Below are 16,382 nucleotides of genomic sequence, written 5' to 3'. Positions count from 1 at the left end.
TCAATGGTATAACCCTTACAAAACCTTTGTTTCAACACTTATACCTATAGGTTATAACATTTAATAATTATATTGCAATTCCCTTATAAGAAAAAAAGGAGTAACATGAATTGTGACACAAGTTGTTCACACCTGATCAAAACGGAACAATTTGTCGAACCTTCCCATGTAAGAAGGATTCGTGTCATGATATAAGAATGGATTTATGAAAACGTTGTATTTAGCGAAAGGGGATCGACATTTTATGAAAGGGTTTTACTCGAGAAAGCTGCACTCCTTGCTTGGCGTCATTCCGCTCAGTTTGTTTTTTCTAGAGCATCTGGTGACGAACTTCTCAGCAGTTGAAGGCGGCAAAGAAGCTTTTAATGGTGCGGTTGCCTTCTTGAACAGCCTGCCGCTCGTTATTGTTTTGGAAACGTTTCTGATCTGGCTGCCGCTGTTCTATCACGGTGTATATGGTCTGTACATTGCTTATCAGGCCAAGCCTAACGTGGGTCGTTACGGCAACGAGCGTAACTGGCGTTATACGTTGCAGCGGATCAGTGGTGTCATCACGTTTGTATTTGTGATCTGGCACGTATGGGAGACGCGTGTACAAGTGGCTCTCGGCAACGTAACTCACGAAGAGTTGGGCGGTGTTATCCATAACATCGTGATGAATCCGGTAACATTTATTTTATATCTGATCAGTGTGGTTGCGGCGTCATATCACTTTGCCAATGGACTCTGGTCGTTCCTCGTTAGCTGGGGAATTACGGTCGGACCTCGTGCACAACGGGTATCTTCGTATGTGTGCATGAGCTTGTTCGTACTCGTATCTATCATGTTTATCGCTTCGTTGTTTGCTTTCCGGAACGTGGATTTCCAAACAGCAACTTCAATGATTGACGCGGTAAAATCCGTTTTGGTCTAACATTTACTGATCTTAAATTTTATGAATAACGCTTACTTACTAAGGGAGTGAACTAGCAATGGCATCATCGAATGTAATTATTGTGGGCGGCGGTCTCGCAGGCTTGATGGCGGCGATCAAATCGGCTGAAGCCGGAGTCCATGTTCATTTATTTTCACTGGTTCCTGTTAAAAGATCCCACTCCGTATGTGCCCAGGGCGGTATCAACGGTGCGGTAAATACGAAAGGGGAAGGCGACTCCCCATGGGTACACTTTGACGATACGGTATACGGCGGAGACTTTCTTGCCAACCAACCACCCGTTAAAGCGATGTGTGAAGCAGCACCTGGCATCATCCACCTGATGGACCGGATGGGCGTTATGTTCAACCGTACACCGGAAGGCTTGCTTGATTTCCGCCGTTTTGGAGGAACGAAGCATCACCGTACGGCATTTGCCGGCGCAACAACAGGTCAACAGCTGTTGTACGCACTCGATGAGCAAGTACGCCGCTGGGAAGCAGCGGGTCTTGTAACCAAGTATGAGAACTGGGAGTTCCTGCAAGCCGTTGTGGACGATGAAGGAGTATGCCGCGGTATCGTAGCCCAGGATCTGAAAACGATGAAGGTACAAACGTTCCCGGCCGAAGCCGTTATTCTGGCAAGCGGTGGTCCGGGTATCATCTTCGGTAAAACAACAAACTCCGTAATCAATACAGGTACGGCTGCAAGCGCGGTATATCAGCAAGGTGTGAATTATGCCAACGGTGAGTTCATTCAGATTCACCCGACTGCGATTCCAGGAGACGACAAGCTACGTCTGATGTCCGAATCTGCGCGTGGTGAAGGTGGACGGATCTGGACATACAAAGACGGCAAACCTTGGTACTTCCTTGAGGAGAAATATCCATCCTACGGTAACCTTGTTCCGCGTGATATCGCAACACGTGAAATCTTCAGCGTTTGCGTAGACATGGGACTTGGTGTTAACGGCGAGAACATGGTATATCTCGATCTCTCTCACAAGGATCCGAAGGAACTGGATGTCAAACTGGGCGGAATCATTGAAATCTATGAGAAATTCATGGGTGACGATCCGCGTAAAATCCCGATGAAAATTTTCCCGGCCGTTCACTATTCCATGGGTGGCATGTGGGTAGATTATAATCAAATGACAAACATTCCAGGGCTGTTTGCAGCTGGCGAATGTGAATATCAATATCACGGTGCAAACCGTTTGGGTGCAAACTCACTCGTATCCGCAATCTATGGCGGTATGGTGGCAGGACCTAAGGCAGCAGAATATATCAAAGGACTTAAGAAATCATCCGCTGATATCTCTTCTTCTGTATTCGATGGTTATACCAAGCGCCAAACCGACAAATACGAAGGCATCATGAAAATGCAAGGTACGGAAAATGCCTATGTGATTCATAAAGAGCTGGGCGAGTGGATGACAGCCAACATGACGGTGGTTCGCTACAATGACAAACTTGAAGCAACCATTGGCAAAATCAAGGAACTGAAAGAGCGTTATAGCAAAATCAACATGTACGACAACTCCGGCTGGAACAATCCGGGTGCGGCATTTACCCGCCAGTTGTGGAACATGCTTGAGCTTTCTGAAGCGATGACACTTGGGGCATTGCTGCGTAACGAGAGCCGCGGAGCGCACTACAAACCGGAATTCACAGAGCGTAACGATGAAGAGTTCCTGAAAACGACTATCGCGAGCTGGTCGAAAGAAGGCCCGCAAATCTCGTACGAGCCAGTCGACGTATCCCTGATTCCACCACGTATCCGGGACTACTCAAAAGACTAATAGCGTAGGGAGTGGAAATGCCCGAAAGAAGCGAAGCGTTCGCCTTTATCACCGAATTTCAACTCTGTGAAGGGTTGATCAAAGAAATTCGGGGATAACAGCGATCCAAAGGGCATTCCGCGACTGGAGCGTCTACCCGAGCACCCAAACATCCAGCTTTGCGCACCTTCGTTCATTTCAAGGAAGCCCAGCATTAGCAGGCTTCCACAAAAAATTACATTAATCCAGCATGAATGGATTGCAGTTTCCAGCAAAGCAGCACGAGGTGCAAAGTCGTAGCGTAGGGAGCGGAAATGCCTGAAAGAAGCGAAGCGTTCGCCTTTATCACCGAATTTCAACCCTGTGAAGGGTTGGTCAAAGAAATTCGGGGATAACAGCGATCCAAAGGGCATTCCGCGACTGGAGCGCCTACCCGAGCACCCAAACATTCAGCTTTGCGCACCTTCGTTCATTTCAAGGAAGCCCAGCATTAGCAGGCTTCCACAAAAAAATTACATCAATCCAGCATGAATGGATTGCAGTTTCCAGCAAAGCAGCACGAGGTGCAAGGAGTAGCGAAGAGAGCGGAAATGCCCGAAAGAAGCGAAGCGTTCGCCTTTATCACCGAATTTCAACTCTGTGAAGGGTTGATCAAAGAAATTCGGGGATAACAGCGATCCAAAGGGCATTCCGCGACCGGAGCGTCTACCCGAGCACCCAAACATCCAGCTTTGCGCACCAGCAATACAATCATCGTCACCAGAGGAGGGGACAACGATATGGCGGAACAAGCAACAGTGAGTAAAACCGTCAAGTTTATTATCACCCGTCAAGACAGCCCGGAGTCATCTTCGTATACCGAGGAGTTTGAACTTCCGTACCGTCCAAACATGAACGTCATCAGCGCTCTGATGGAAATTCAGCGGAACCCGGTAAATAAGGATGGTAAATCCATTGCGCCGGTTTGTTGGGAATCCAACTGTCTTGAAGAAGTGTGCGGCGCCTGCTCCATGGTTATTAACGGCAAACCGCGTCAAGCGTGTGCAGCTTTGATCGACAAGCTTGAACAACCCGTTCGCATTGAACCCATGAAAACTTTCCCGGTGGTACGTGACCTTGTCATTGACCGTACGCGGATGTTTAACGCTCTGAAGCGCGTTAAAGCATGGATTCCAATCGATGGTACCTATGACCTTGGTCCAGGGCCTCGGATGCCTGAGAAGAAACGTCAGTGGGCTTATGAGCTATCCAAGTGTATGACTTGTGGCGTATGTCTCGAAGCTTGTCCGAACGTTAACGAAAAAACTGATTTTATTGGTCCAGCTGCGCTGTCTCAGGTACGTCTGTTTAACGCTCACCCTACAGGTGAGATGAACGCAGAAGAACGTCTGGAAGCGTTGATGGACGATGGCGGTATTGAAGGTTGCGGAAACTCGCAGAACTGTGTGCGTTCATGTCCAAAAGGCATCCCGCTCACAACGTCCATCGCTGAGATGAATAAACAAACCACCAAGCATATGTTCAAACGTTGGCTGGGTGTATAATGCTGTAAACGAGAGGCAGAGGTTCATTCTGCTTCTTCGAGAAGTCGTGATCCCGCGCAGAATTTGGCGGGTCACGGCTTCTTTTGTCATCAACCGAAGAAAGCAGGCATCCTAGGCAGAATATGGTATACTACAGGGATGGATATTACCTATAACAACTTTTAAGATAACTGATCCGAGGAGGGGAATGATGGGAAAGACACCACGGTTGAACAGCGGCAACTCGCCGTCCCGACACTCGAACGGGCCAAACCGTTCGAATGCACCTCTTTTTCCTGGAAAAGAAAAGGATCATGACCCTTCTCGTCGAATGTTCCAACTACGAAAACATGTGATGACTGTGGTAGCTAGTGTGCTGACACTGGGATACGCGCTTTGGGAGCCTCGGCGTCTACAAGTCAATCATATTGAAATTAAGTTCCCTTCATTTCCTGAAGCGTTTAATGGACTGCGTGTCGTTCATTTCAGTGATGTACACCTTGGTTTCCATACAGGACGAAGAGAGTTGAGCAAGCTGGCAGAACAGATCAAGGATCAGGAACCGGACCTCATCTGTTTTACCGGAGATATCGTTGAGAGACAATCCGAGCCGATGCGTGAGTGTGTACCGATTCTGGCCTCTATGACAGCAAGGTATGGGAAGTTTGCGGTACTCGGGAATCACGATTATCGAGGACGGCAACAGCAGGACGTCATAGATATGTTCCGTGAAGCGGGCTTTACCCTTTTACTCAACCAGCATATCGTTATCGAACGTGGAAATGAGAAGTTTGCAGTAGTAGGTCTGGATGATGCGTTAACAGGAGAGCCCGACTTGGACGAGGCCGTTACAGGGTTAAGTGAGAGTGTATGGAAACTGCTACTTATGCATGAACCGGATTATGCCGATTATGCTGCTCCGCATGGATTTGGTTTGCAACTCTCCGGTCACAGTCATGGTGGTCAAGTTCGATTTCCCTGGTTCGGTGCAATGACAACTCCGCGGGGTTCACGTAAATATGTTCAGGGATTGCATTATACATCTAAGCCCCAGATGCCCGTTTACGTGAATCGGGGGTTTGGTATGACGCAGCTTCCCATTCGTTTTCTATGCAGACCTGAACTAACCGTGCTTCATTTAAGCCGGGATGATGTAAGTGAAAGATGAGGCTTAAAAAACATGAATGGGGGGTAACCAGATGGAACGTATAGCAATTGTATCCGACATTCATGGCAACATGACTGCCTGGGAAGCTGTGATGAAAGATATTCAGCATCGTGGTTTGAACAGGATATTTTGTCTGGGTGATCTTGTCGGCAAAGGACCTCAACCAGCTGAAGTGGTGGATCAGGTCAGAGCGACATGTGAGGTGGTCATTCGTGGCAACTGGGATGAACTGATCGCAGTCAATCAGGATGTCCGTGATTTCACATGGCAAGCTGAGCGACTGGGAGCAGACAGAGTATCTTATTTGGCGAGCCTTCCCTTCAGTTATGAATTCAAATTAAGCGGACGCACTGTTCGATTAGTTCATGCTTCACCGCAAAGTGTATATCACCGTGTACAGCCATGGGATGAGATGGAGAAGCGATTGGCGATGTTTGATCCTCCGACGGACGAATCAGAGGCTGGAGCGGCTGACGTGGTGGGTTATGGTGACGTGCATAATGCGTTTCTGCAATATTTGGATGGAAAAATGCTATTTAATACAGGCAGCGTAGGAAATCCACTCGATTTTCCGCAGGCTTCATATTGCATTCTTGAAGGGGAATACGGCGATGATAGTCAAAAACCGTTTAATCTTCAGTTTGTTCGGGTTCCTTACGACATTGAACATGAAGTACGTATCGCACAAAAAGCAGAAATACCGGCGCTTGAGGCATATATTCGTGAAATACGCTCAGGCATTTATCGTGGATTACAAGAGTAAATGGAGTGTCATGACCGAATAAAGCTGAACAATGACAGGACATACTACAATTTATGTCATTCAATCAGTAGTATCATGCCGGATCATCCTTAGAGCTTGCTTGTCTTACCGGACTAAAGCCCGTTAGGCAAAGGAGTGATTGTCATGCTTAATCGAAATATGCTAATCCAAGGGCTACCAGCCTTATGGACAGAGCGTCTTGTACTTCGGTCATTACGTCAAAATGATTACATCACTTTATCTGAGCTCTTATCTGATCCTCAAGTGATTCGGTACGTCAATCGTGGGAGCCAGCCTCCACCCATTCGGGCGAGAAAATTGTTAAACCAGATTCGGAGCAGCAGTGCCAAGCTGGATTCACTGCATTACGGCATCTGTTGGAAAGGCAGAGAGCAAGTGATCGGCATTACCTCATTTCAGCATTGGAATGATCAAAAAGGGACTGCACAGATCGGTTACATCGTGGACAAGACGTGCTGGGGGAAAGGCGTGGCAACAGAAGCGGTGCATCGCCTGCTGACATTCGGATTTGATGAGCTTCATCTGTGGAGAGTTGAAGCACGCTGTTATGAGGCCAACGCTTCTTCTGAACGGGTACTGCTTAAGATGGGCATGACTTATGAGCGGATTCTTCCGTCATATGGACTGAACGATGGAGAAGACAACGCATTCGAAAGTTCAATGGATGTTAAGGTGTATGGTATGTACCGGGAACAGTTCCAGCATGATCTGTACCTCGAACAGCTTCATAAGTTGGCATCGAACAAGCCGGGAATATCATAACGTAATAGAGGGTAAGGTAACTGAAACGAACTTCAATCATTTGTTACACAATTGAAATATAGTTGCAATTGAACTCTAACAGACAAGGGGTAAACTTATCTCATGACCCCCTTTTTGATAATAGATAATGCTGTTGGAACCCGCGATGAGCGGGTTCATTTTTTTTATAGAAATATTGTGCTCAATCTACTAGGGAATCAGATAAAACAAGAAAAGAAAAGAAAAGAAAAGATCCTCACGCTTAGTTCATGCTACGTGGGGATCTTTGTGTTTCGCCAGCTTTTATAGAGGAACAATTTGCATTTGCTTTTGTTTGAAATACACCCAATCGGTGAAACCGATCTCCCGCAGACGTGTGCGCACAAGGTCAAGCTCGTCTGCTACCCGGCCCGGGATATGAGCGTCTGAACCAAATGTCACTTTTACACCGTAGTGATTGGCACGCTCCAGAATAGCATCGGAAGGGTACCAACCGCCACTAAGCTTGGTTTTGCCCGAGGTGTTGATCTCAATCGCAACGTTGGCACCGGCTATCACCTGGAGAGCTTCGTCAATCGCATGGTCTGCAATAATTTCGGAGAACGGTGGATAATTGCCTTTCATCGCATCGATATGCCCAAGAATCTGGAACATGCCGCTACGGGCCGATTCTGCGATTAAAGCATAGTAGCCTTCTTTCACTTCAATTTTGCGAGCATTGCTTAGTCCGTTCCAGCGAGTTTTGTTGAAAATACTGATATCCTCCGTGTGATGCACGGAACCGATAATATAGTCGAACGGGTACTGTCCCAGAGTTGTCCGGTACAATTCAGCATGTGTTGGAAAGTAGTCGGATTCGATTCCAAGCAAAACGTCAATTTTTCCGGCATATTCTTCTTTTAACGCGAGCACTTCAGCTACATAATGTTGTAATTCGGATTTACCCATCGCAATTCGTGGATGCGCCTGCTCCAGTTCACTGCCAAAGTAAGGGGTGTGATCCGAGATTCCAATAGCCTGAAGTCCTGCCTCAATGCCTGCTTCAATGTAATCTCTGATGTTGCCGTCCGCATGACCGCAGCGGTAATGGTGTGTATGAAGATCAAATTTCATATGGAATCCCTACCCTTTCTTAGCCTATGTTTTTATTCCGAGCTAATAAATTGAGTCTCTGGCATGCCTTTGAGATCACTCAGAAACTGATGCATCGCGGAATTCAGATAACGACTGGATTTATAGATGACACCTACAGGATGGCTGACCTCAAGCTCACTTAAAGGAATCATTCGGAGTGTACCTTGCCGCAGCTCTTGTGCAACGGATTGTTTGGAGATAATGGCTGCACCGAGATCAATCTCCACCATTCGTTTCACTTCTTCACTACTCGACAACTCCATGACAACATTGGGTTCGATGTTATATTTTTTGAAAACGGCTTCCGTAAACCGACGCCCAACCGTATCCGGGGACAGGAGAATCAGAGGTGTGCTCCGCAGTACATCAACCGCGGCATGTTTTTTCTTCGCCAGCGGGTGGGAAGGGGAAACAACAAGTTCAAATGTATCGTAGTATAGCACGGATGTACTAAGGTTAGGGTTCCGTTCTGTCAGATATCCAATTCCGATGTCCACCAGACCATTCTCGACCTGTGTATAAATCTGCGCGGAAGGCAGAGATTGTATGCTTGTTTTAATGAGTGGAAATTGATCCTGAAAGTAAGAGAGCACCCTGGGCAATATTTGAATCGCAATGGACGTTGTTGTTCCGAGTACAATACGTCCTTGTGGCGTTTCATCAAGGTCGGACAGCTTTTGTTTCAACTCGTCTACAATATCGAGCATCCGTTCAGCATGTTCCAGAAAAACCTGTCCGCGATCTGTGAGGGTTACTGGCTGGTTCCGATCGACAAGCACGGTGTTGAATTCATCTTCCAGACTTTTGATCTGAGCGGAGACAGCCGGCTGTGTCAAGTTAAGAAGTTCTCCCGCTTTACGGAAACTCATCGTTTTGGAAATAGTAATCAGCGTTTCGAGTTGGCTGATGTTCATATACGGCCTCCTTGCAACAAAATATCCTCTGTATGTTATGTGTCATGCAGTGAATTCCGTGACGGGTTATGTTTCTTTTATCTTAAATTATAGGGGATTACGGAGATCAGAGCAATGAAGGGCAGATGCCTATTTGAAAGTAGACTAACGGACTAAATATATGGAATAAATGTGAACCAAGCTAAAATTTAAAATTTTAACTATATACATAACCGGTATAAAAGTCCTAGTTTCTTTTTACAGTGTCAATGAGGGAATAATATTTCTTTCCAAAAGTGTAAAGCGACAAAAACAGCTATAAACATTTGCTATTCTAATGACGATAAATTATAGTACACAAGGTTTCCTGAATTCTTAATGAATTCTCGTACGTGATAAAGTATAATAAATTTAATGAATATGGGACTTTTGGTGTGTGACCAATAACCCAGTGTGAGGAGGACATATACAGTGAAAGCGGAAGTAATTAACCCATTCCTGGAATCTGCACGCAACGTTTTTGAACAGCTCATCCAGGTTTCGCCTTCCACCGGGAATCTTGGCGTCAAGAATGTAGAGTACATTGCTGACCATGTCTGGATCGTGATTGGAATGACGGGGCAGTTGAGCGGAAATATTGTTTTTGGTATACAAGAAACGGTGGCCTTGAAAATTGTTTCAGCTATGATGGGTGGTTTTGTCATCACCGAGATGGACGATATGAGTAAAAGTGCGATCTCGGAGCTCGGTAACATGATCAGTGGTAATGCAAGTACAATCCTGTCCAACCAAGGCGTTGTCGTGGATATTACGCCTCCTCAGGTTATGCAATCTGAAATTTTAGCCACATTTACTGCAACGAAGGCGCTTAGTATTCCTTTGTTGATGGATGGGATTGGACAGATGGATATTCAGGTGATGATCTCGTAAAATAGAAGCATAGGCCTTCATGAGGCCCAATGTGTTTTATTACGGGAGGACATCAACCATGCTGAAAGATCAGGTTGTTTTTATAACAGGAGCATCGAGTGGAATCGGTGCGCTCTGCGCGCAAATGCTGATCGAGGAAGGAGCCATCCCGATTTTGGCTGCCCGTTCGCGGGACAAGCTGGATCAGATTGGTGCTTCACTACAGGGGCGGCATGAACTGCTTACGCTGGATGTTACAGACAGTGAGCAGGTTCAGACGGCTGTAGATGCGATGTTACATAAATACGGACGAATCGATATTTTGCTGAATAATGCCGGATACGGAAAATTTGCTGCCATGACAGACATGTCTGTACAAGAATTCGATGAGATGATGGACGTGAATTATATGGGCATTGTCCGCTGTACCAAAGCAGTGCTTCCACATATGTTGGAACGGGGCAAAGGTCAAATTGTAAACGTTGCTTCGATGGCTGGCAAAATCGGTACTGCCAAATCAGCCTCTTATACGGCTACAAAGCATGCTGTACTTGGATTCAGCAATGCCTTACGTCAGGAACTGCGCAAGACGGGCATCACAGTGACGACGATTAATCCAGGTCCCATTGATACACCGTTTTTTGATCGTGCCGATCCTTCAGGGAATTACGTAAACAATGTGCGCTGGCTGATGCTGACACCACAGAATGTAGCGGGCCACATGATTCGCGCCATGAAGAAACGTAAGGAAGAAGTGAATCTGCCACGGCTGGCGTCAGCGGGCATTTGGCTGTATCAGTTGTTCCCTAGACTGGCTGACCGCTTGTCACACGGTGTAATGAATCAGAAGTAGAATGTAACGAGTGCACTATATATCGGATGAAGAAGGGCTCCGCCGAGGGGCTTTTCTTTTTTTTGCGCAGACTTGAACATTTCGGCAATAAGATTTGGTAAGCGGGCTTTTTTCGCATATAATGAAAGATAATGTGATGACAGGCTTTGTTTTAAGCGTACAAGCAGGTTTATAGGCGAAATGATATATTTACACGATAACGGAGAGAGCAGAAAGAACCTGGAGAAGCGGAGCGGTCGCCTGAAAGCTTTCTGAAAGAAAGCTGCATCGGAAGCATACGCATATCACCGGATTTCTCCTTAATATAAGGGAGAGAAAAAATCTGGGGATAACAGTGATCGGAATGTGATTCTGCTATCGAAGTGTTTAGTGTAAAGAAAAAATTGAGCCTGTAAATCATCAAAACGAATAAATTTAAAGGATGGAATACATGACGAATCAAACTTTTGCATCAATTGGCGTAGCAGAGGATCTGGGAGCATTGCTAGCTGAGCACGGCATTAACGAACCTTCCCCGGTACAGGCACAGACGATTCCAGTTATATTGGAAGGCAAGGATGTCGTATCCAAGTCGCAGACGGGAACAGGCAAAACGCTGGCATACCTGCTACCACTACTACAATCCATTAAAAGTGATATTAAAGGAACCCAAAAACTGATTATTGCACCAACGCAGGAACTTGCAATGCAAATCGTACGTGAGGCTCAGCGTTACGGTACGGGTCGTGGCATCGGTGTGCAAGGTCTGATTGGCGGCGCTGCCGTGAAACGTCAGATTGAGAAATTGCGTGAACATCCAGAATTGGTTGTTGGTACACCTGGACGGTTGAAGGAACTGATCACACTTAAAAAGCTAAAAATGCACAATGTATCGACGATTGTTATTGATGAAGCGGATCAGGTGTTTCAGCTCGGCGGTGTAAGTGACGTGGAATTTGTGCTGAAAAGCGCGCTGCGCGACCGTCAATTAATCTTCCTGTCAGCTACAATTGACGAACATACGGCTACACTTGCAAAGCGCGAGATGAAAGAGCCTGTTCATATCGGTATTGAACCGGATCGTGCGACGGCTGCCGGACTTGAACATTATTATTTTGTGGAAGAGAGCCGCAACAAGATCGATATGTTGCGTCGTCTTGTTAGACAGTATAACCCGGATCGCGCTATCGTCTTTGTGAATGCAACGGAGGACATCGGTGAGGTTGAGGCAAAAATGAATCACCTCGGGCTGTCCGCAGCTGCGCTGTACGGAGATGCCGACAAAGTGACTCGCAGCAACGTACTCGCCGCCTTCCGTAACGGCAAAATTCAATTGCTGATCGCCTCCGAGGTGGCGGCAAGAGGACTGGACATTGAAGGTTTGCCAATGGTCATCAACTATGACCCTGCTTTTGACTCAGAACACTATGTTCATCGTGCAGGCCGGACAGGCCGAATGGGACGTTCAGGAATTGTATTGTCCATCGTCGATGAAACGCAAATTTTCATCATGCGTAAATTCGCTCGCGAACTCGGCATTGAATTGCAGGAGCGTACGCTGTTCGGCGGTAAAGTGTTGGTGGCTGATCCGCGGCCAGATACGCGTCCTGAAGGGCATTCGTTCTCGCGGAAACCGGGACAGTCCCGTGATCGCAAACCAGCTCAGGGGAACCGGAAACCAGGGACGAGAGCAACCATTTCGAATTCGGGTCAGCGTCCCGCAAGCGGCAAGCCGAGTAGCAATGGAGGCCGCACAGATAGCGACCAGAACCGCAAAAACAAGGGAGCACCCAAGTGGAGCAAAGACAGAGCGCCGCGCTCTGAGGAATAATCGGATGAAAGGGGTGCAGGGATAGATGGAAAATGTTCAATCGCCTGTGCTGCAAATCAGCGGGCTTAGTGGTGGTTACAGTGCCAAACGGCCAGTGCTTCATGACGTGAATCTGGAAGTAGGCCGCGGAGAAATGGTCGGATTGATTGGATTAAACGGTGCTGGCAAGAGTACAACGATGAAACATATTCTCGGTCTGATGACTCCGCAACAGGGAGAAGTTCGGGTAATGGGCAAAAAACGGGATGAGGATGCACAGATCTACCAATCTGCGATGGCCTTTGTACCGGAATCTCCCGAATTGTATGATGAAATGACCGTGATGGAGCATCTGGAATTTACGGCGAGGGCGTACAATGTGTCCGAGGCGGATTTCAAACAACGGACAGAGAAACTGCTGAACTTGTTCCGCATGAATGAGAAAAGCACAAGTCTATCCACACATCTGTCCAAAGGGATGCGCCAAAAGGTCATGATTATGTGTGCTTTTGTGGCAGGACCGCCACTCTACATTATTGATGAACCGTTTCTGGGGCTCGACCCGCTGGGGATTCGCTCACTGCTTGATTTTATGCTGGAGATGAAAGCAGCCGGGTCTTCTATTCTGCTGAGTTCACACATTTTGTCCACGATTGAAAATTATTGTGATCGCTTCATTGTATTGCATCGTGGACATGTCATTGCTCAAGGAACACTGAACGAATTGCGTACGGAGTTCGGAGAGCCTGACACACCGCTGGAGCACATGTTCTATTCCCTCGTGCAAGGCAGGGATTAGTATGGATCTCAAGCTGTTATGGAAGCAACGTCGGACAGGTTTTTGGAATGGAATTTTACCTTATGTGGGCTATGTCATCCAGAGCGGTGTAGCGATGGTATTTCTGTTTCTCGTCATCGCTTTCTCCGCTTGGTATACATCCTTTGTACAGAATATTCCTGCGGGATTTCCGATTCGCTGGATTGCTTTATTGTTGCTGGCTCCGCTTGCACTGTTTAGCAGTTATCGTACATATCTGCTTCCGGCAGATATTGTCTTCTTGCGGCCGCAGGAGTACCGGATGCAGGATTATTTGAAAAACAGCTTTGTGCGTGGCGTAATTTATAAAATGCTGTTGTTACTTTTTGTATTTCTTACCTTGTGGCCACTCTATGTAAGGGCAGATGTAGATGCCAAACCACTGGGCTGGTCCATGTTGTTTCTCGTGTTATGGAAAGTATTGTCCAGTTACGGTGCATGGCAAGAACTGAGGATGGTTCAAGCTGGGGCGTCCAAAGGATATCGGATACTCCGCTGGGCCATAGCTATCCTTGCCGTTGCAGCCTGGTTATGGCAACCGCCGCTACGAAGCCTTTGGTTTCTGTTGCTACTGGCCGCTGTTTATATCGTTGCACTGCGTGTACCTGTCAAACACCGAGTCGCTTGGGAACGTCTGATTCAGGTGGAGCAGACACAAGCAGGCAGAGTCATGCGTACATTAGGCTGGTTTGTCGATGTGCCATCGTCCGGGCAAAAGGTGAACTCTCGCCGCTGGCTCAGTAAATGGGGCAATGGTCTTCCATGGAATGCGGGACAGGCTTATCGATATCTCATGACCAAGACATTTATTCGAACGGAAGTATTCACCATTGTTCTGCGTCTGATCATCCTGGGTATGTTGCTTTCCTGGTGGACGGCAGGCAGTTACTTCGGAATCGGGGTATATCTGTTCTTCCTGCTACTTACAGGCATTCAACTGGGGGTACTGCGCCGCAGTCACGGTGAATCCTTCTGGATCATGATTTATCCGATCTCAGGAGAGAGCCGCCGTTCACAGGTGCTCGGTTTCATCTTCCAACTGCATGCCATAGCCGCATTGCTCATGTGGTTGCCGATGCTGGCAGCAGGAATGGAAGGACTGAGTATCACAGGCATTGCACTCATACTTGGTGTACTTGTCATCGTGCTGATGCGTCGTTCGCAGGGTAGCAAATGGCTCAAAGAGGAAGAGGACGAGTAGAAGAACCAAAGTAGTCTAAGCTTTCGCTAAGCCTTCAGGTCTATTCATCACAAGTGAATTATACGTAGGAGCAAGAGAAGAAGGGTATTTCGGGCTGTGTCCCGAAATACCCTTCTTTTTGATGTGTGATGTAAACTCATGATGTCTTGCGCGTATACATAGCGAAGGCGTATTAGTACAGGAAGGATTTTGTGATGATGACGAGCAGGATGAACAGTACGAGAATGGCACCAATGTTTGTGAATCCTCCAACGCCACAGTATCCGTATCTGCCTCTTGTATCTTCAACTTGGGACATGGGTCATACCCCTTTCGAGTGATGGTTTGGCACGCCCTTGCGTACATCGTATATTATGTGCCATAGCGTTAGGCTGATTGGGCCTCTGCCCGTGTATATATGTTTTGGGCTTCTGTCCAGAAAACAAAAGAACCCTTCGGCGATGACATTAGCTTTCGCAATGTGCCGCAAAGGATTCTATTTTTGAAACCGTCTAAAGTTAGAAGGTTATATTTACTTATATGCTAAGTCGTCTGTAGATCCTGAACGCCGCGGTAGATCGTATCGAACAGTTCTTGCAGACCTGTTTCCTCGATACAAGAGAAGGCAATCCGCAGATCGGATTCACCGAGTGCAATCGTGCCCACACCATATTGGTGCAACAGATGGCTACGGAGTGCTTCAGCACCGACTTGTTTCAGCTTCAGACACATGAAGTAACCGGAGTTGAATGGATAATAATCCCATACGTCTCCATACTTACCGCTGTCCAGGATTGCTTTAACTTTGTTGGCGCGGCCTTTCATAATCTCAAATTTTTCTTGTTTCTGTGCTTCAAACTCCGGTGCTTTCAGCGCATCCAGAACAAAAGTCTGTGAAGGATGTGGCCCGCTGGAAATCGTTGCACGGATAATACCAAGTGTTTTTTGCTCCAATGCATGCAAAACAGCAGCATCTTCATGAGCAAATGTAATGAATCCTACACGGAAGCCCCATACGAATTCTTCTTTCGTTGCTCCGTCGATCTTCACCGTTAATACACGTGGATGAATATTGGCCAGTTTACCAAAAAGAGACTCATGAATGGAATCTTCAAAAAACAGACCGAAGTATGCATCATCTGTAACCACAACAACATTTACACCGGCTTCTGCAGCTTGACGAATGGCATCTACGATGGCATCTGCTTCTGCGCCGCCTGGCGTGTAACCTGTCGGATTGTTCGGGAAGTTCAGCAAAACAATGGCTTTCCCTTTGTCCTTCTGTGCAAGCAACGCCTGAAGCAGTCCGTTGCTGTTAAAGTTCAATTGATCATCAAACAATGGATAATGAATCAACTGGCCGTGTCGACGAATTCCGAAAGTCAGCTCGTAATTCTCCCAGTTTTTATCCGGATATATAACAGCGTCCCCTTCTTCAGTGAACAGGTCGGCTACGATGCTGAGTCCATGAGTTAGTGCGTTCGTTACAATCGGGTTTCCGAAAGATTTGCCTTCCAGTGAAGGGGTTTCTCTCAGCATCTTTTCTCTCCAAACGGTTCTTAATTCAGGTTTGCCTGCAGGAGGCGCGTAAGGATACAGATCCTTCGGCTGGAATGCGGACAACTTTTCCTGAATCACCGGAAGATGCATAGGCACTCCACCCTCCAGAGCGATACCGATCGTTGCATTATAGGTCTTGGCCAAGCTTGCTGCTTCCGCAGATTGACTTAAGATACCTTCTTTTGGAAAATAAATTTCTTTGCCGAGTTGTGACAGCATGGAGTAGACGTGACTGCTGCCGGCCTGAATACTTTCGTTCAACTGTTCAGCCAGTGGATTCATTTTTTTCATCCTTCCAAGTCTTTGTGATTCACTGCCTAACATTATAACACCTTGAC

At 46.9% G+C, this 16,382-nt stretch carries 17 protein-coding genes; 11 read left to right on the top strand and 6 right to left on the bottom strand.

Features of this window, described 5'->3' with window-relative positions; translation table 11 throughout:
• Positions 1–244 precede the first annotated feature (244 nt).
• Positions 245–913: a succinate dehydrogenase cytochrome b558 subunit gene (locus ACT89M_RS23060; protein WP_090919438.1), complete on the top strand. Its 669-nt coding sequence runs from the start codon at positions 245–247 to the stop codon at positions 911–913.
• A 58-nt stretch (positions 914–971) separates the two neighbouring features.
• Positions 972–2,714 (top strand): succinate dehydrogenase flavoprotein subunit, encoded by a 1,743-nt coding sequence (gene sdhA / locus ACT89M_RS23055; protein WP_154891050.1) that lies wholly within the window; start codon positions 972–974, stop codon positions 2,712–2,714.
• On the opposite strand, the gene ACT89M_RS23050 is transcribed toward sdhA, so the two are convergent.
• A complete protein-coding gene (locus tag ACT89M_RS23050; protein ID WP_186809762.1) occupies positions 2,711–3,106 on the bottom strand; it encodes a hypothetical protein in 396 nt (131 codons plus the stop codon). The genes sdhA and ACT89M_RS23050 overlap by 4 nt on opposite strands.
• A 99-nt stretch (positions 3,107–3,205) precedes the next feature.
• The gene (locus ACT89M_RS23045; protein ID WP_487344844.1) at positions 3,206–3,382 is read right to left on the bottom strand and encodes a hypothetical protein; all 177 of its coding nucleotides are present in this window, start codon (positions 3,380–3,382) and stop codon (positions 3,206–3,208) included.
• Between the two features lie 90 nt (positions 3,383–3,472).
• On the opposite strand from ACT89M_RS23045, the gene sdhB reads away from it, so the two are divergent.
• The 4 genes from sdhB to ACT89M_RS23025 all read left to right on the top strand — a co-directional run bounded on the left by sdhB (position 3,473) and on the right by ACT89M_RS23025 (position 6,930).
• A complete protein-coding gene (gene sdhB / locus ACT89M_RS23040; RefSeq protein WP_090919432.1) occupies positions 3,473–4,237 on the top strand; it encodes a succinate dehydrogenase iron-sulfur subunit in 765 nt (254 codons plus the stop codon).
• Positions 4,238–4,424: 187 nt separating this feature from the next.
• Positions 4,425–5,384 (top strand): metallophosphoesterase, encoded by a 960-nt coding sequence (locus ACT89M_RS23035; protein ID WP_253491533.1) that lies wholly within the window; start codon positions 4,425–4,427, stop codon positions 5,382–5,384.
• Positions 5,385–5,415: 31 nt separating this feature from the next.
• Positions 5,416–6,147 carry a metallophosphoesterase family protein gene (locus tag ACT89M_RS23030; RefSeq protein WP_154891048.1) on the top strand — a complete coding sequence of 244 codons (732 nt, stop codon included), beginning with the start codon at positions 5,416–5,418 and terminating at the stop codon, positions 6,145–6,147.
• Positions 6,148–6,291: 144 nt separating this feature from the next.
• The gene (locus ACT89M_RS23025; protein ID WP_487344843.1) at positions 6,292–6,930 is read left to right on the top strand and encodes a GNAT family N-acetyltransferase; all 639 of its coding nucleotides are present in this window, start codon (positions 6,292–6,294) and stop codon (positions 6,928–6,930) included.
• A gap of 282 nt (positions 6,931–7,212) precedes the next feature.
• On the opposite strand, the gene ACT89M_RS23020 is transcribed toward ACT89M_RS23025, so the two are convergent.
• Together ACT89M_RS23020 and ACT89M_RS23015 are read right to left on the bottom strand one after the other, a co-directional pair.
• Positions 7,213–8,022, bottom strand: a complete 810-nt coding sequence (locus tag ACT89M_RS23020; protein WP_308723080.1) for a histidinol-phosphatase — start codon at positions 8,020–8,022, stop codon at positions 7,213–7,215.
• A gap of 32 nt (positions 8,023–8,054) precedes the next feature.
• A complete protein-coding gene (locus tag ACT89M_RS23015; protein ID WP_090919420.1) occupies positions 8,055–8,957 on the bottom strand; it encodes a LysR family transcriptional regulator in 903 nt (300 codons plus the stop codon).
• A 450-nt stretch (positions 8,958–9,407) separates the two neighbouring features.
• Between ACT89M_RS23015 and ACT89M_RS23010 the strand changes: the two genes are divergently transcribed.
• The 5 genes from ACT89M_RS23010 (at position 9,408) to ACT89M_RS22990 (ending at position 14,505) form a co-directional block, all read left to right on the top strand.
• Positions 9,408–9,866, top strand: coding sequence for a chemotaxis protein CheX (locus tag ACT89M_RS23010; protein WP_090919417.1), 459 nt, complete (start codon positions 9,408–9,410; stop codon positions 9,864–9,866).
• 58 nt (positions 9,867–9,924) lie between these two features.
• Positions 9,925–10,698, top strand: a complete 774-nt coding sequence (locus ACT89M_RS23005; RefSeq protein ID WP_090919414.1) for an SDR family NAD(P)-dependent oxidoreductase — start codon at positions 9,925–9,927, stop codon at positions 10,696–10,698.
• A 430-nt stretch (positions 10,699–11,128) separates the two neighbouring features.
• A complete protein-coding gene (locus tag ACT89M_RS23000) occupies positions 11,129–12,508 on the top strand; it encodes a DEAD/DEAH box helicase (protein WP_154891045.1) in 1,380 nt (459 codons plus the stop codon).
• Positions 12,509–12,533: 25 nt separating this feature from the next.
• Complete coding sequence (locus ACT89M_RS22995) at positions 12,534–13,286, top strand: ABC transporter ATP-binding protein (RefSeq protein ID WP_090919407.1); 753 nt, start codon at positions 12,534–12,536, stop codon at positions 13,284–13,286.
• A 1-nt stretch (position 13,287) separates the two neighbouring features.
• On the top strand, positions 13,288–14,505 hold the full coding sequence (locus ACT89M_RS22990; RefSeq protein WP_154891044.1) for an ABC transporter permease: 1,218 nt from the start codon (positions 13,288–13,290) through the stop codon (positions 14,503–14,505).
• Positions 14,506–14,677: 172 nt separating this feature from the next.
• Here the strand turns inward: ACT89M_RS22990 and ACT89M_RS22985 are convergent, their stop codons facing one another.
• Both ACT89M_RS22985 and ACT89M_RS22980 read right to left on the bottom strand, forming a co-directional pair.
• Entirely contained in the window at positions 14,678–14,803 is a 126-nt protein-coding gene (locus tag ACT89M_RS22985; RefSeq protein WP_308723081.1) for a YjcZ family sporulation protein, read from the bottom strand.
• A gap of 224 nt (positions 14,804–15,027) precedes the next feature.
• Positions 15,028–16,326 (bottom strand): aminotransferase class I/II-fold pyridoxal phosphate-dependent enzyme, encoded by a 1,299-nt coding sequence (locus tag ACT89M_RS22980; protein ID WP_154891110.1) that lies wholly within the window; start codon positions 16,324–16,326, stop codon positions 15,028–15,030.
• Positions 16,327–16,382 lie beyond the last annotated feature (56 nt).

The sequence above is a fragment of the Paenibacillus sp. NN59 genome (assembly GCF_057597225.1).
This window is presented reverse-complemented; position numbering and strand designations above follow the sequence as displayed.

Coding starts and splice junctions, on each gene's coding strand:
- ACT89M_RS23060 (WP_090919438.1), top strand. CDS start 245: ATGAAAGGGTTTTACTCGAGAAAGCTGCACTCCTTGCTTGGCGTCATT.
- sdhA (WP_154891050.1), top strand. CDS start 972: ATGGCATCATCGAATGTAATTATTGTGGGCGGCGGTCTCGCAGGCTTG.
- ACT89M_RS23050 (WP_186809762.1), bottom strand. CDS start 3,106: ATGCCCTTTGGATCGCTGTTATCCCCGAATTTCTTTGACCAACCCTTC.
- ACT89M_RS23045 (WP_487344844.1), bottom strand. CDS start 3,382: ATGCCCTTTGGATCGCTGTTATCCCCGAATTTCTTTGATCAACCCTTC.
- sdhB (WP_090919432.1), top strand. CDS start 3,473: ATGGCGGAACAAGCAACAGTGAGTAAAACCGTCAAGTTTATTATCACC.
- ACT89M_RS23035 (WP_253491533.1), top strand. CDS start 4,425: ATGATGGGAAAGACACCACGGTTGAACAGCGGCAACTCGCCGTCCCGA.
- ACT89M_RS23030 (WP_154891048.1), top strand. CDS start 5,416: ATGGAACGTATAGCAATTGTATCCGACATTCATGGCAACATGACTGCC.
- ACT89M_RS23025 (WP_487344843.1), top strand. CDS start 6,292: ATGCTTAATCGAAATATGCTAATCCAAGGGCTACCAGCCTTATGGACA.
- ACT89M_RS23020 (WP_308723080.1), bottom strand. CDS start 8,022: ATGAAATTTGATCTTCATACACACCATTACCGCTGCGGTCATGCGGAC.
- ACT89M_RS23015 (WP_090919420.1), bottom strand. CDS start 8,957: ATGAACATCAGCCAACTCGAAACGCTGATTACTATTTCCAAAACGATG.
- ACT89M_RS23005 (WP_090919414.1), top strand. CDS start 9,925: ATGCTGAAAGATCAGGTTGTTTTTATAACAGGAGCATCGAGTGGAATC.
- ACT89M_RS23000 (WP_154891045.1), top strand. CDS start 11,129: ATGACGAATCAAACTTTTGCATCAATTGGCGTAGCAGAGGATCTGGGA.
- ACT89M_RS22995 (WP_090919407.1), top strand. CDS start 12,534: ATGGAAAATGTTCAATCGCCTGTGCTGCAAATCAGCGGGCTTAGTGGT.
- ACT89M_RS22990 (WP_154891044.1), top strand. CDS start 13,288: ATGGATCTCAAGCTGTTATGGAAGCAACGTCGGACAGGTTTTTGGAAT.
- ACT89M_RS22985 (WP_308723081.1), bottom strand. CDS start 14,803: ATGTCCCAAGTTGAAGATACAAGAGGCAGATACGGATACTGTGGCGTT.
- ACT89M_RS22980 (WP_154891110.1), bottom strand. CDS start 16,326: ATGAATCCACTGGCTGAACAGTTGAACGAAAGTATTCAGGCCGGCAGC.